Origin of the sequence: Paenibacillus sp. EC2-1, assembly GCF_049311625.1 — a bacterium.
Classification (GTDB): Bacteria; Bacillota; Bacilli; order Paenibacillales; family Paenibacillaceae; genus Paenibacillus_AQ.
In genome coordinates, this window is record NZ_CP186006.1 from 1425001 (window position 1) to 1439242 (window position 14242).

The 14242-nt window shown below is 45.8% G+C and carries 11 protein-coding genes, 11 tRNA genes and 2 rRNA genes (1 of these 24 cut by a window edge); 22 read left to right on the forward strand and 2 right to left on the reverse strand.

Annotated features, from left to right (window positions below; all coding sequences use genetic code 11):
• The 21 genes from ACK8P5_RS06635 to yajC all read left to right on the forward strand — a co-directional run.
• A 23S ribosomal RNA gene (locus ACK8P5_RS06635) occupies positions 1-2314 on the forward strand; it begins 613 nt to the left of the window's first position.
• Positions 2315-2402: 88 nt separating this feature from the next.
• Positions 2403-2519, forward strand: a 5S ribosomal RNA gene (gene rrf / locus ACK8P5_RS06640).
• A gap of 9 nt (positions 2520-2528) precedes the next feature.
• Positions 2529-2604, forward strand: a tRNA-Asn gene (locus ACK8P5_RS06645).
• Between the two features lie 4 nt (positions 2605-2608).
• Positions 2609-2700 (forward strand) — tRNA-Ser (locus tag ACK8P5_RS06650).
• 18 nt (positions 2701-2718) lie between these two features.
• Positions 2719-2793 (forward strand) — tRNA-Glu (locus ACK8P5_RS06655).
• A 136-nt stretch (positions 2794-2929) separates the two neighbouring features.
• Positions 2930-3005 (forward strand) — tRNA-Val (locus ACK8P5_RS06660).
• Positions 3006-3022: 17 nt separating this feature from the next.
• Positions 3023-3099: transfer RNA gene (locus ACK8P5_RS06665), tRNA-Met, on the forward strand.
• A 20-nt stretch (positions 3100-3119) separates the two neighbouring features.
• Positions 3120-3196: transfer RNA gene (locus tag ACK8P5_RS06670), tRNA-Asp, on the forward strand.
• A gap of 23 nt (positions 3197-3219) precedes the next feature.
• Positions 3220-3295, forward strand: a tRNA-Lys gene (locus ACK8P5_RS06675).
• A 35-nt stretch (positions 3296-3330) separates the two neighbouring features.
• A tRNA-Gly gene (locus ACK8P5_RS06680) sits at positions 3331-3405 on the forward strand.
• Positions 3406-3410: 5 nt separating this feature from the next.
• A tRNA-Arg gene (locus ACK8P5_RS06685) sits at positions 3411-3487 on the forward strand.
• Between the two features lie 54 nt (positions 3488-3541).
• Positions 3542-3621 (forward strand) — tRNA-Leu (locus tag ACK8P5_RS06690).
• Between the two features lie 160 nt (positions 3622-3781).
• Positions 3782-3855: transfer RNA gene (locus tag ACK8P5_RS06695), tRNA-Pro, on the forward strand.
• 176 nt (positions 3856-4031) lie between these two features.
• The gene (locus ACK8P5_RS06700; RefSeq protein WP_422660182.1) at positions 4032-4718 is read left to right on the forward strand and encodes a BofC C-terminal domain-containing protein; all 687 of its coding nucleotides are present in this window, start codon (positions 4032-4034) and stop codon (positions 4716-4718) included.
• 202 nt (positions 4719-4920) lie between these two features.
• On the forward strand, positions 4921-5424 hold the full coding sequence (gene ruvC / locus ACK8P5_RS06705; protein ID WP_422660183.1) for a crossover junction endodeoxyribonuclease RuvC: 504 nt from the start codon (positions 4921-4923) through the stop codon (positions 5422-5424).
• Positions 5421-6032 (forward strand): Holliday junction branch migration protein RuvA, encoded by a 612-nt coding sequence (gene ruvA, locus ACK8P5_RS06710; RefSeq protein WP_422660184.1) that lies wholly within the window; start codon positions 5421-5423, stop codon positions 6030-6032. The genes ruvC and ruvA overlap by 4 nt, the downstream gene beginning before the upstream one ends.
• Before the next feature lie 29 nt (positions 6033-6061).
• On the forward strand, positions 6062-7069 hold the full coding sequence (ruvB, locus tag ACK8P5_RS06715; RefSeq protein WP_422660185.1) for a Holliday junction branch migration DNA helicase RuvB: 1008 nt from the start codon (positions 6062-6064) through the stop codon (positions 7067-7069).
• A 77-nt stretch (positions 7070-7146) separates the two neighbouring features.
• The gene (locus ACK8P5_RS06720) at positions 7147-9249 is read left to right on the forward strand and encodes a SpoIID/LytB domain-containing protein (protein WP_422660186.1); all 2103 of its coding nucleotides are present in this window, start codon (positions 7147-7149) and stop codon (positions 9247-9249) included.
• Between the two features lie 5 nt (positions 9250-9254).
• On the forward strand, positions 9255-10286 hold the full coding sequence (gene queA, locus ACK8P5_RS06725; protein ID WP_422660187.1) for a tRNA preQ1(34) S-adenosylmethionine ribosyltransferase-isomerase QueA: 1032 nt from the start codon (positions 9255-9257) through the stop codon (positions 10284-10286).
• Positions 10287-10304: 18 nt separating this feature from the next.
• The gene (tgt, locus tag ACK8P5_RS06730) at positions 10305-11444 is read left to right on the forward strand and encodes a tRNA guanosine(34) transglycosylase Tgt (protein WP_422660188.1); all 1140 of its coding nucleotides are present in this window, start codon (positions 10305-10307) and stop codon (positions 11442-11444) included.
• Between the two features lie 42 nt (positions 11445-11486).
• A complete protein-coding gene (gene yajC / locus ACK8P5_RS06735) occupies positions 11487-11783 on the forward strand; it encodes a preprotein translocase subunit YajC (protein ID WP_422660189.1) in 297 nt (98 codons plus the stop codon).
• Positions 11784-11987: 204 nt separating this feature from the next.
• Here yajC and ACK8P5_RS06740 read toward each other — a convergent pair whose 3' ends face one another.
• A complete protein-coding gene (locus ACK8P5_RS06740; RefSeq protein ID WP_422660190.1) occupies positions 11988-12821 on the reverse strand; it encodes a phosphatase PAP2 family protein in 834 nt (277 codons plus the stop codon).
• 77 nt (positions 12822-12898) lie between these two features.
• Entirely contained in the window at positions 12899-13288 is a 390-nt protein-coding gene (locus ACK8P5_RS06745; protein ID WP_422660191.1) for a TIGR04086 family membrane protein, read from the reverse strand.
• Between the two features lie 204 nt (positions 13289-13492).
• Here ACK8P5_RS06745 and ACK8P5_RS06750 point away from each other — a divergent pair, with 204 nt between their 5' ends.
• Positions 13493-14236, forward strand: a complete 744-nt coding sequence (locus tag ACK8P5_RS06750; RefSeq protein ID WP_422661396.1) for a YetF domain-containing protein — start codon at positions 13493-13495, stop codon at positions 14234-14236.
• Positions 14237-14242: the final 6 nt, after the last annotated feature.

Genomic DNA, 14242 nt, shown 5'->3' on the forward strand with positions numbered 1-14242 from the left:
TTGTAGAATGAACCGGCGAGTTACGTTCCCATGCAAGGTTAAGGCGAGAAGCTGTAGCCGTAGCGAAAGCGAGTCTGAATAGGGCGAATTAGTATGTGGACGTAGACCCGAAACCGTGTGATCTACCCCTGTCCAGGATGAAGGTGCGGTAACACGCACTGGAGGTCCGAACCCACGTATGTTGAAAAATGCGGGGATGAGGTGGGGGTAGCGGAGAAATTCCAATCGAACTCGGAGATAGCTGGTTCTCCCCGAAATAGCTTTAGGGCTAGCCTCGGAATTAGAGTCGTGGAGGTAGAGCACTGATTGGGTGCGGGGCCCGCAAGGGTTACCAAGCTCAGTCAAACTCCGAATGCCATAGACTTATATCCGGGAGTCAGACAGTGAGTGCTAAGATCCATTGTCAAAAGGGAAACAGCCCAGACCATCAGCTAAGGTCCCCAAGTGTGTGTTAAGTGGGAAAGGATGTGGAGTTGCACAGACAACCAGGATGTTGGCTTAGAAGCAGCCACCATTTAAAGAGTGCGTAATAGCTCACTGGTCGAGTGACTCTGCGCCGAAAATGTAACGGGGCTAAACACACCACCGAAGCTATGGCTTGATACATTAGTATCAGGGGTAGGGGAGCGTTGTATGTAGGTTGAAGGTGTACCGTAAGGAGCGCTGGACAGCATACAAGTGAGAATGCCGGTATGAGTAACGAAAAGATCAGTGAGAATCTGATCCGCCGAAAGCCCAAGGTTTCCTGAGGAAGGTTCGTCCGCTCAGGGTAAGTCGGGACCTAAGGTGAGGCCGAAAGGCGTAATCGAAGGACAACAGGTTGAAATTCCTGTACCACCGTAAACCGTTATGAACGATGGGGTGACGCAGGAGGGTAGTGACGCGGACTGATGGATGTCCGTCCAAGCAGTGAGGCTGATGTGTAGGCAAATCCGCACATCGTTAAGGCTGGGCTGTGATGGGGAGTGAAAATTATAGTAGCGAAGGTCATGATCTCACACTGCCAAGAAAAGCCTCTAGTCAGGTGAAGGTGCCCGTACCGCAAACCGACACAGGTAGGCGAGAAGAGAATTCTAAGGCGCGCGGAAGAACTCTCGTTAAGGAACTCGGCAAAATGACCCCGTAACTTCGGGAGAAGGGGTGCCCCGGTAGTGTGAATAGCACGAGGGGGCCGCAGTGAAAAGGCCCAAGCGACTGTTTAACAAAAACACAGGTCTGTGCGAAGCCGTAAGGCGAAGTATACGGGCTGACGCCTGCCCGGTGCTGGAAGGTTAAGGGGAGTGGTTAGGAGCAATCCGAAGCTATGAACCGAAGCCCCAGTAAACGGCGGCCGTAACTATAACGGTCCTAAGGTAGCGAAATTCCTTGTCAGGTAAATTCTGACCCGCACGAATGGCGTAACGATTTGGGCGCTGTCTCAACGAGAGATCCGGTGAAATTTTAATACCTGTGAAGATGCAGGTTACCCGCGACAAGACGGAAAGACCCCATGGAGCTTTACTGCAGCTTGATATTGGATTTGGGTACGATCTGTACAGGATAGGTGGGAGCCTAAGAAACAGGAGCGCAAGCTTCTGTGGAGGCGCCGTTGGGATACCACCCTGATCGTATCTAGGTTCTAACCTAGTACCGTGAACCGGTGCGGGGACAGTGTCTGGTGGGCAGTTTGACTGGGGCGGTCGCCTCCTAAAGAGTAACGGAGGCGCCCCAAGGTTCCCTCAGAATGGTTGGAAATCATTCGAAGAGTGCAAAGGCATAAGGGAGCTTGACTGCGAGACCTACAAGTCGAGCAGGGACGAAAGTCGGGCTTAGTGATCCGGTGGTACCGCATGGAAGGGCCATCGCTCAACGGATAAAAGCTACCCTGGGGATAACAGGCTTATCTCCCCCAAGAGTCCACATCGACGGGGAGGTTTGGCACCTCGATGTCGGCTCATCGCATCCTGGGGCTGAAGTAGGTCCCAAGGGTTGGGCTGTTCGCCCATTAAAGCGGTACGCGAGCTGGGTTCAGAACGTCGTGAGACAGTTCGGTCCCTATCTGTCGTGGGCGTAGGAAATTTGAGAGGAGCTGTCCTTAGTACGAGAGGACCGGGATGGACATACCGCTGGTGCACCAGTTGTTCCGCCAGGAGCATGGCTGGGTAGCTACGTATGGACGGGATAAGCGCTGAAAGCATCTAAGCGTGAAGCCCCCCTCAAGATGAGATTTCCCAATTAGTAAGACCCCTTGAAGACGACGAGGTAGATAGGTTGGAGGTGGAAGTGCAGCAATGCATGGAGCTGACCAATACTAATCGGTCGAGGGCTTATCCTACAAGCTTTACGAATGTAATTCGTAAGCTATGATAATTCGCAAATTCAAGTTTCGTATCTAGTTTTCAAGTGATCAAACACTTGAACCGTTTGGTGGCGATAGCGGAAGGGTTCCACACGTACCCATCCCGAACACGACCGTTAAGCCTTCCAGCGCCGATGGTACTTGGACCGAAGGGTCCCGGGAGAGTAGGACGTCGCCAAGCGGTACATATTCCCTGATAGCTCAGTTGGTAGAGCACTCGACTGTTAATCGAGTTGTCACAGGTTCGAGTCCTGTTCGGGGAGCCATTATGGAGAGGTGTCCGAGCTGGCCGAAGGAGCACGATTGGAAATCGTGTAGGCGCCACAAGCGTCTCGAGGGTTCGAATCCCTCTCTCTCCGCCAGCTAGGATTTATATATAAGGCCCGTTGGTCAAGGGGTTAAGACACCTCCCTTTCACGGAGGTAACAGGGGTTCGAATCCCCTACGGGTCACCATTTATTTTATTGCTTCAAGGGGATGAGAATCCCACGGTTCGTCGAAGCATAGACATCGATAGGAATACTTCGCAGTCTCGAGCAGAGTGAGAGTATCCCCTACGGGTCACCATTATTTATTAATAACAAGATTTATGGAGGCTTAGCTCAGCTGGGAGAGCATCTGCCTTACAAGCAGAGGGTCGGGGGTTCGAACCCCTCAGCCTCCACCATAAACACCTTTTAATGACGCGGGGTGGAGCAGTTCGGTAGCTCGTCGGGCTCATAACCCGAAGGTCACAGGTTCAAATCCTGTCCCCGCAACCAATTATTATCTACATAGGTATGGAACTGTGGTGTAGAGGCCTAACATGCCTGCCTGTCACGCAGGAGATCGCGGGTTCGAATCCCGTCAGTTCCGCCATTATTTCTCTAATCTTTGATTGAGAGCCATTAGCTCAGTTGGTAGAGCACCTGACTTTTAATCAGGGTGTCGAAGGTTCGAGTCCTTCATGGCTCACCATCTTTGTTAAGTATGAATAACTGAATATATGTTTTGCGGACGTGGCTCAGCGGTAGAGCATCGCCTTGCCAAGGCGAGGGTCGCGGGTTCGATTCCCGTCGTCCGCTCCATATTTGCGCCCTTAGCTCAGCTGGATAGAGCGTTTGACTACGAATCAAAAGGCCGGGAGTTCGAATCTCTCAGGGCGCGCCATTTTATTTTTATAAGTGGATTTATCCTCTGTTAAAGAGGTTGTTTTTATTTTAAGCCGGTGTGGCGGAATTGGCAGACGCGCGCGACTCAAAATCGTGAGGGAAACCGTGGGGGTTCGAGTCCCTTCACCGGCATCGTATGAATACTGGAAAGCCTCTTAGGATATCGATCCTGAGGGCTTTTTTAGTGATATAGCATTGGTTTACATAGAATGGAGTAATCTTTCTTAGCTGTTAAAAAACTCTTTTAAATCTATTGAATTTATGCTATTATCTTATTACTGTTTTCTTTTTTCGGGACGTAGCTCAGCTTGGTAGAGCACCTGGTTTGGGACCAGGGGGTCGCATGTTCAAATCGTGTCGTCCCGATTGATAAAGAATCCATGAATCAGAGTATTTCTGGTTTATGGATTCTTTTTGTGTTTTTCACTTTTTTATAAAAAGTAATAGTAAATCACGGGTTGATATTTTGAATAAATAAATAGTGTATCGGTCAAACTATGAAAAACATGAGACAGAAGGGGATATACTTGAGTATTTTCCGAATGAAAAAACAATTAAGGAAAAGATGGAAACGGTGGAAACGGGCCATTTGGACCTTTACTCTCTTTTTGATCATTGGTTGTTTAGCCTGGGCAGGACAGACGTTGCCTGATCAAATGAAAAAACTGTTAACACAGATGACGGATGAATCACCTATTGCCATAGAAACGCTGAATTATTTACAAAACAGTGGAGATCTAGAGTCCGATGAGCAGCGTGTATTTATGCAGCACCTTAATAACGCTCAAGGAAAAATGAAGGTTCATCTCGTGACCTCGTTTGTGTGTGGTGAAGAGGAACAGGTTATCGGGGATCTTGATACCGATACTATCTATTCGCTTATGAACAATAACCCATCTTGGAAAGGAAAGATGGACGACAACGGTGAAGTATGGCTCGAAGAAACAGTGACAGATGACCTATCTCCCACTTGTAAGGAACAAGCTTACATGAGCATAGATGCAAACGGGAACCTTACATTGTTCGAGGGGCCACCACAAGAAGAAAAGGTACTGAGAACCTTTTTTCAGTTAGACATTGGATCGATGGAGTCATCTTTGCCAAAGGATGTACTGAAGCAACTTCAAGATGGCATACGTATTCAGGATATTGAAGAGTACAATAGTGTTCTGTCGACGTTTAGTGATTATGCAAGGGATTTGGCCGAAAATGTAATGAAAGCTCACTAAATGAAGCTAGAGCAGCTACTTACTAAGGATTGAATATGTCGAAAATATGACTTTAGCGAAGGAGGCACCTTGGGTGTCTCCTTTTTGGCATGGTCTAAAGTTTGGGAAATGAATGGTTTAAAGTTTTTCCTCAACTGATGCTAATCTTTTGTTATAATGAGTAGAACGATACATATGTTCGCTTTAAGAGGAGAGATTAGGTTTGCGGATTATGGGAATAGACCCCGGAATCGCTATTGTCGGTTTTGGGTTTGTCGATAAAGTGGGAAGTAAAGTAACACCAGTTCAATATGGAAGTATTCAGACAGAAGCTCACACGCCGGATGAGGAAAGACTGAAACATGTTTATGATGGTATGGTACAGTTAATCGATAAATATAAGCCGGAGGCTGTTGCCTTTGAGAAGTTGTTTTTCAATCGAAATGTGACAACAGCGATGTCCGTCTCACAAGCACGTGGAGTACTTATCCTGGCTGCTGTACAGCAAGGGTTACCCATTGCCGAATATACACCCATGCAAGTCAAACAGGCAATTGTAGGGTACGGTAAAGCAGAGAAGAAACAAGTACAGGAAATGGTTAGAATGTTCTTGAAGCTGCAAAGTGTTCCTAAGCCTGACGATGTGGCGGATGCACTGGCTGTTGCCATTTGTCATGCCCATTCGTATACTCTTAATTCTAAGTTAAATGAGGTACTTCGAAAATGATAGATTTTTTACGAGGACAGCTTGTCCATATGGAGAATGAATATATAGTTCTTGATGTGCAGGGGGTAGGATACCGGGTTTTTTGCCCGAATCCGTATGCTTTTGCAAAGGTTGAAGGACCAGTTACGATATTTACACATCATCATGTGCGTGAGGATGCCATGTTACTGTTTGGTTTTCAGACAAGAGAGGAACAGATGCTATTCCGAAAGCTTATCGAGGTTTCGGGTATTGGCCCTCGTGTCGCGCTTGGCATTTTGGGCGGTGGCTCACCGGATCATGTCGTTACAGCGATTTATCAAGAGAACATTTCGTTCCTTGTTAAACTTCCGGGAATTGGTAAAAAGACAGCGCAGCGCATGATTCTTGATCTGAAGGACAAACTCGAAGGTTTCAGCAGTGCTGCCTACGCTACTGGATTATTTGCGGTTAATGATATGGAGCAAGATGACAGCGCAGGATGGGCTGAAGCACGTGAGGGATTGAAGGCACTCGGTTATACAGATAGTGAGCTGGATAAGGTATGGCTCAAGATTAAGGATAAAACTGCAGGGGAATCCGTGGATGTTATTATGAAACGGGCACTACAGTTGCTATTTGCCGGCTAAGATTTGGTTATTGAAAGGAGTTATGGAATATGGATGACCGTATCATAACGGCTAACTTGATGATGGAGGATCAGGCAGCAGAGCTTAGTCTGCGTCCTCGTTATCTAGCAGAATATATAGGACAGAATCAGGTTAAAGAAAACCTTAAAATATATATTGAAGCTGCAAAAATGCGTAAAGAAGCACTAGACCATGTGCTCCTATATGGACCGCCAGGGCTTGGTAAAACGACCCTTGCAAACATTATAGCAAATGAGATGGGTGTGAACCTGCGAACGACCTCAGGGCCAGCTATAGAGCGTCCTGGTGACTTGGCAGCTCTTTTGACTAATCTTCAGGAGGGTGATGTGCTCTTCATTGACGAAATCCACCGTCTCCATCGTACAGTAGAGGAAGTATTGTACCCTGCAATGGAGGATTTTGCGCTGGATATTATGATTGGTAAGGGACCAAGTGCACGCTCCGTAAGGCTAGACCTGCCACCGTTTACGTTAATAGGTGCAACGACTAGGGCTGGGCTTCTATCTGCACCTTTACGGGATCGTTTTGGTGTAGTAAGTCGATTAGAATTTTATACGGTGGATGAACTTAGTTATATCGTATCCCGCGGAGCTGATATTTTTGGTATTCAGATATTAGGTGAGGCAGCAAATGAAATTGCACTACGATCAAGAGGGACACCGAGAATCGCCAACCGTCTTTTGAAACGGGTGCGTGACTATGCGCAGGTGCGTGGTGACGGAATGATTACCCCGGATATTGCTGCGGAATCTCTGAAAATGTTGCAGGTGGATCCGATGGGGCTAGATTTAGTGGATCATAAGATGCTTCATGCTATGATTCAGAGTTTCCGAGGTGGTCCTGTAGGCCTTGATACGATTGCTGCTACAATAGGAGAAGAAAGTCAGACAATTGAAGATGTGTACGAACCATATTTGCTTCAGATCGGTTTTCTTCAGCGGACACCAAGGGGCCGTATCGTAACTCCTGCCGCTTACAACCATCTAGGATTACCGTTTCCTGAAGATAGACGATAGTTTCATAGTTCATCATTGGTTGTGTAACAGGCTACATGAATTTTTCATCATTCTTACAACGCAGGAGGACATATCCGATGACAAAAGAATGGAAGCGAAGTATTGGCTCATGGTGTGCCAAAGGTCTGTTGGCGGTTGTTGTGGCTGGAAGTGTATGGCAAGCACCGGCTGCTAACGCGGCTGCCCCTTCATTAGATACCATAAGGGTTGCAATGTTTCTAGATTTGGGGAGCAGATATAGGTCTACCACGCCGGCTGTAACGCTTAAATCGGTAGATGTGCTAAACGGTTCACTAATTACTTCTGAGGGTTCACAAGGCGTTTTTACAACTCCTGCAGCTGAGCAGGTTCGCTTAAGTATAGATTCTTTTCGTGTAAAAGTACTCGAAACGAAGGACTGGAAAACTGCGTCTGAGGCAGCGAAGAAACTTCAAGCGACATCAGACAAGCCGCTACTCTTCTTATCTACTTCAAGTGAGGGTAGTGTGTACCAGTTATACTCAGGTATGTATGCTACCGAGAAAGCTGCCAAGGAAGCTGCAGTCAGAACAGCCAAGACGGTTGCTGCTCATCTGAACGGTCAGACTCCGATTGCAAAAGGTTCTATGTACCTGTCAGCAGGACAATTTGAATCTCAAGCTGCCGCTGAGAAAGTGCGGCAAACTTTTGCGAATGTGGGTGTAGATGCTGTTAATGTTCTTGTGCCTACTGTGGCAGGCTCTAAGTATGCTGTATGGGTCGGCGAAGCTGCAAATGCTGCGGACTTGGCTGCAGTGAAAGCGGCTGCTCAAGCTGTTGGTGGAGTCTCTTTAAATGAAGTAGGTAAAGACACCGCAGGACTGATCATTAAGCAGGATGTTGGACTTGATCTGACTCAGGCGCAGCCGACTACTCACTACATGCTAGCAGGTTCTACGTCCAAGCTATGGTTGGAAGGTTCCAGCGCAGGGATACAAGTGAAAGAGCGCTCAGATCGTACATATAGAGGGGCTATTGAGATCGGTTCAAAGAATGGCCAGCTTTATCTAGTCAATGAACTTCCATTTGAGCAGTATTTGTATTCGGTTGTAGGTGCGGAGGTACCCTCTTCATGGGGGACTGAGGCATTGAAGGCCCAGGCTGTTGCTGCACGGAGCTATGCTTTATTTCAAGGAAACAAATTCGAAGTGGCTCATGTGGTAGATACCGTATTAAGTCAGGCTTATAGCGGAACAGGTTCAGAGAAGGGGAGTATTACTCAAGCTGTGGATGCTACCAAAGGCGAAGTGCTAATGAGTAATAATAAGCTGGTCGAAGCGGTGTTCTCTTCCAATAGTGGAGGGATGACGGCCGATCCTTCTGAGGTGTGGAACAGTGCTAATGATTTATTCGCAGCCGTAGAGAGTCCTGGAGATCAATCATCGCAAGCTTCTCTTAAACAATGGTACTATGTGCTTCTACCTAATGGGGTGACGGGTTATGCCCGTGAAGATAATGTAAAAGATACCGGAAATACCACCGTAGCCGGCCTGCCAATGATGACGGTGACTGCGAAGGACACGAATATCAGACCGCTTCCGCTCATTCAGTCTGCTGTAAAGCCGGTAGCTCAGATGAACCCTGGGGATACAGCTGTGATCTTGGATAAGGTGAACGAGTCTAACAGCTATGAATGGGTACGGGGGCCTTTTACTTCTGCTCAGTTGCTCCAATCTTTGAAGGGAAAAACAAGCTCTAGTCTTCCGTCTTCCATTAATACACTGGAAGTTACGCAGAGGGGTCCATCAGGTAGAGCTATTCAAGTGAAGGCCAATGGACAAAGTTTGGATGTAAAATACCCTGATATGTTCCGTTCGGCCTTTAATGGATTACCGAGCACGATGTTTGATATTGAACCAACCGGAAGTTATACTGTATTGAGCGCTAACGGTGAAGTATCCACCCTTTCGGGTAGTCAAAATGTCTCTGTTATATCTGCAAGCGGAACACAGACCGCTTCAGGTGCAGGATCAGTTGTGATGAGTGCATCTGGTAAGGCTAAAGTGATCGACAAGACGGCCGGATTTAAATTTACCGGTAAGGGTAACGGTCATGGACTTGGTCTTTCGCAGTGGGGAGCCAAAGGAATGGCTGATGAAGGGTATGATTATAAAGCTATTTTGCAACACTATTATCGCAACTCAACTATATTTAAGGACTGACCACAATGAATGTAGACTTGTATGATTTTGAGCTTCCTGAACAATTGATTGCCCAAACACCTTTGCTTGACCGCAGTTCATCGCGACTGCTCACTGTCAATAAAGAGAATGGTGATATATCTCATCAAGTGTTTGGTGATATTGTAGACCATCTACGTCCCGGCGATACGCTGGTACTGAATGATACCAAAGTAATCCCAGCCCGTCTGTTTGGTGCTAAAGAAGACACGGGGGCCAAGGCGGAAGTACTTCTACTCAAGAATCTTGAGGGGGACCGTTGGGAAGCCCTCGTTAAACCGGGAAAAAGACTAAAAAAGGGCAGTGTTATAACATTTGGTGAAGGCAAGCTCCGTGCTGTCATTGAAGAAGAAGGGGAGTTGGGAGCACGAACCTTGAGATTGTCCTATGAAGGAATCTTTCAGGAGATTCTGGACTCCTTGGGACAGATGCCATTACCTCCTTATATTAAGGAGAAACTGGATGACCGCGACCGGTACCAGACCGTGTATGCGAAGCATGAAGGATCAGCCGCTGCACCGACTGCAGGATTGCATTTTACAGAAGAGCTACTTGATCAGATTCGTGAGCGTGGTGTGGATATCGCTTTTATAACACTTCATGTGGGGCTTGGGACGTTTCGTCCAATGTCCGTTGATCGGGTAGAGGATCATGTTATGCACGAAGAATACTATATGTTGTCTCAAGAAACGGCGGATCTGTTGAATGAGACGAAAAGTAGGGGTGGACGGGTTGTCGCGGTCGGTACCACCTCCTGTAGAACTTTAGAAACTGTAGGTAGTCAGTGTGAAGGCGGACTATTGAAAGAAAGTAGCGGTTGGACGAGTATTTTTATGTATCCGGGATATGAGTTCAAAGTGGTGGATGCGTTGATAACGAACTTCCATTTACCTAAATCAACCCTTGTTATGCTCGTAAGCGCCTTGGCAGGAAGAGATCACATACTTGCAGCTTATAAAGAAGCGGTGAAGCAGGAATATCGATTCTTTAGCTTCGGCGATGCAATGTTTATCTATTAATTCGGAGGTTAAATCAAAATGGCAGCAGCTATCACCTATGAACATATCAAAACATGTAAGCAATCGGGTGCAAGACTCGGTCGCGTGCATACACCACACGGTATTATCGAGACACCAACTTTTATGCCCGTTGGAACGTTGGCAACCGTCAAGACGATGAGTCCTGAGGAACTAAAGGCAATGGATGCACAAATTATTTTGAGCAACACCTACCATTTATTCCTTCGTCCTGGTCATGACATTATTAAAGAAGCAGGCGGACTTCATAAGTTTATGAACTGGGATCGTCCGATTTTGACAGATAGTGGCGGATTTCAGGTATTTAGTCTGGCAGAAATGAGAAAAATAACGGAAGAGGGCGTTAACTTCCGTTCCCATTTGAACGGAGATAAATTGTTTATCTCGCCAGAAGTTGCCATGGAAATTCAAAATGCGCTCGGTTCAGATATTATGATGGCATTTGATGAATGTCCACCATACCCAGCCGAGTATGATTATGTTAAAAAGTCTACTGAAAGAACTTCACGCTGGGCGGAACGCTGCTTAAAAAGCCATGCTCGTCCACATGATCAAGGCTTGTTTGCTATCGTTCAGGGAGGAATGTATGAAGATCTGCGCCGCCAGAGCGCGCGTGATTTGACTTCCATGGATTTCCCGGGTTATGCTATTGGTGGACTTAGTGTGGGAGAATCCAAGCAGCTTATGTACGAAGTGCTGGATTACACGGTACCCTTGCTTCCGGACAATAAACCGCGTTACCTGATGGGGGTCGGCTCGCCTGATGCACTCTTGGAGGGCTCTATCCGGGGTGTGGACATGTTCGATTGTGTGCTTCCGACGCGGATTGCTCGCAACGGAACGACAATGACCAGTCAAGGTCGTCTTGTCGTTCGCAATGCTCAGTACGCCAGGGATTTTGGACCGCTGGATCCAGAGTGTGATTGCTACACATGCCGTCACTACTCACGCGCTTACTTGCGTCATCTGATTAAGAGTGATGAAACGTTTGGTCTACGACTTACAACGAATCATAACTTGCATTTCCTTCTTAATCTCATGCGCAACGTGCGGAAGAGCATCATGGAAGATCGTCTGCTTGATTTCCGCGATGAGTTTTTTGAAAAATACGGCCTGCATGATAATGAAAAGGGTTTTTAATTGTAAAACCATCATGGGAAGTCCATGAAGGGGGGGAAAGATATGTTTGAAATTGCAGCAGCACAGCCAGCAGGTGGCGGTGGAATTCTAGGTTTAGTTCTGCCGTTCGTATTGATGTTTGTCATCTTCTATTTTCTGCTTATCCGTCCACAGCAGAAGAAGCAGAAGACTCGTAATGCTATGCTTAGCGCTTTGAAAAAAGGTGATAAGGTAGTAACGATTGGCGGTCTTCACGGTACGATTGTAGAGATCACTGATGACGTGGTAGTATTGAAAGTGAATGATGTCACGAAACTGACATTCGATCGCAGTTCAATTAGCCACAGCACCACGAATTAAGGTGTCTAAATAACTCTTGCTTGTATAAGAGTTGTAGTAGAGAGTAATGAAAAAGGAGCTATCCTACAAGTAGATTTTTTACTTGGGACAGCTCTTTTTTATATAGTAAGGTGTTTTTTGTGTCGATGTATATAGGTATGAGCATATGGCAAAAAGAAAGGGCATCCCATAAGATCTTAGATCTTGTGAGATGCCCTACTTGTCTTAATTAGTAAGCTTATTATAAAGAGATGTAGTTCTTGCCTTTTGATGGGTGAGTCTTCCTAGATAAATGCCCAGCGTTGAGGCAAATATGCCAAGAAGGGAGCCTGCGATCATATCAGACAACCAGTGAATCCCAAGGTAAAAGATGCTGAAAACAATAAGAGCAGCACTTACACCTGTAATGATTGCCCAACGTTTATTGCCGGATCGAAATGCAAGAATGGCCATCGTAACGGACAAGGAGGTATGAAGGCTTGGGAAACAGTTATTAAGTCCGGATAGAGGGCGATACACACTTTCAAAGTCAGGAAAAACCTCAAGCATATAGAAAGTTACTCCTGCTGGCTGATAGGACCATGCTTCATTTACTGGGAATAGTAAGAAGAAAGGAATAGCCATGGCGTAGTTGATAAGAATTGCATAACAAGTGGCATACACATGTGCTTTGTTATGCTGAATTAAATATACGCCTATTGATCCGATTATCAAAGCCTGAAACACGAGTAAGTAGAAATAAGCGAGAATCGGAGTAATCCACGGGCTGTAGAACAGCTCCTGCAGATGTTTTACAAAAGAGCCTTCCCACCCGAATATCATGGGTGTGAAATCCTTATGATAATTAAAGTACTCTTGCTCAAATTGCAATTCGTACTTGTTAAGCATAAGAATACCTGCCATCGCAGCAAATAGAATGAAGAAGCGCGGTGTGGTGACAAGCTCTTTGACAAGGGCGAATAGTGCCTTGAATGGGTTATGGAGTGTACCAACCCACAAGAGTACGATCACATTAAGTGTCGTAAATAGCGCAATGGTATTCATGGATTGATATAACAATGAAACAAAGGCCTCCTCTTCCTAATCATAAACAATGTTATCAGTGTAACACAGTTTAAGTGAAGAGAATTAACAATTTATTTACGTAAATTTACACCAAAAATCCCACCGATGGATCCAGCAACTAAAACGGCAGCAATTAGGGTAAGATCACTAAATGATAATGAGCTGTCTAAAGCAAGAAAACCGATGAGGATGAGCATGATGCCATATAAAAGACCTGTCATACACCCATAATACCATCCTTTGTTACCTGCCCGCTTACCGCTTACAATACCTCCAAATGCTGCAGACACTCCATGCACAAGGAATGTGTACATCGATAAATCATCCTCGGATAGACTGCTTGCCCACAGAAGTAAAGACAGCCCGAGAGCTCCGAGAAACATCCACATAAATGCATACAATAAACCTGAGAGAATAGGACTTGTGATTTTTAAGGAGAAAGCGCGCCTGATCGGTTCCAATATATCAAACCCCCTTTATTAAACTACAATTAATAACCATTGTATGGCCAAGCCCCTAAAATGATTACCATTAATTAATTATGAACTACCGAATGGAAAGACGAGTCAGGGGTCAGAATACCAGTACCTTGAATATGTCCAATCCACTAGGAGGGAAATTAATTGACAACGCATATTACACTCCTTATTCTCCGGACAATTTTAATGTACGGGATTACCTTTATAACTTTACGGATTATGGGGAAGAGAGAGATCGGAAAACTATCTATTTTTGACTTGGTAATCTCTATTATGATTGCAGAAATAGCTGTTTTTGTTCTCGAAGATACAAGTAAGCCTCTGTATGATGGGCTGATTCCAATAGCCGTGCTTGTTACGATTCAGGTAGGTCTTGCTTACTGGGGATTAAAGAACCGCAAAGTACGTCTACTCGCCGATGGCAGGCCCAGTATTCTCATCTCTAAGGGTAAGTTACATCGTAAAGAAATGAGTAAGCTGCGATATAATTTAGATGATCTGATGCAGCAGCTTAGGGGTAAAGATATTGCAAGCTTGGCAGATGTTGAATTTGCGATTCTTGAAACATCAGGTCAACTGACCGTCATTCCTAAAGATGCTTCAGATGCTACCAGTGATGAAAATCCTTCAAACAGTAGTTCACCTCCTTCGAAAAAGTCGTCTGGCAAACGCCCGAATGATAAATCAGGATCCGGACAGGATAGCAATCGGATTGAGATTCCGTACAGCAAAATTACCTATGAAGGTCTGCCAATTCCTTTGATTTTGGATGGAAAGGTGCAGGATGAGAACCTGGAGCTTATCAATAAAACGAGATTTTGGTTGAAAAATGAAATTCAAAATAAGGGTGCAAAAGATTTTAAAGAAGTATTCTTATGCTCCATAGATCATAAGGGAAGGTTGTATGTCGATCGCAACGACTCCTTGTAAGGGGCG

Coding starts and splice junctions, on each gene's coding strand:
- queA (WP_422660187.1), top strand. CDS start 9,255: ATGAATGTAGACTTGTATGATTTTGAGCTTCCTGAACAATTGATTGCC.
- ruvB (WP_422660185.1), top strand. CDS start 6,062: ATGGATGACCGTATCATAACGGCTAACTTGATGATGGAGGATCAGGCA.
- ACK8P5_RS06750 (WP_422661396.1), top strand. CDS start 13,493: ATGTACGGGATTACCTTTATAACTTTACGGATTATGGGGAAGAGAGAG.
- ACK8P5_RS06700 (WP_422660182.1), top strand. CDS start 4,032: ATGAAAAAACAATTAAGGAAAAGATGGAAACGGTGGAAACGGGCCATT.
- ACK8P5_RS06720 (WP_422660186.1), top strand. CDS start 7,147: ATGACAAAAGAATGGAAGCGAAGTATTGGCTCATGGTGTGCCAAAGGT.
- ruvA (WP_422660184.1), top strand. CDS start 5,421: ATGATAGATTTTTTACGAGGACAGCTTGTCCATATGGAGAATGAATAT.
- tgt (WP_422660188.1), top strand. CDS start 10,305: ATGGCAGCAGCTATCACCTATGAACATATCAAAACATGTAAGCAATCG.
- yajC (WP_422660189.1), top strand. CDS start 11,487: ATGTTTGAAATTGCAGCAGCACAGCCAGCAGGTGGCGGTGGAATTCTA.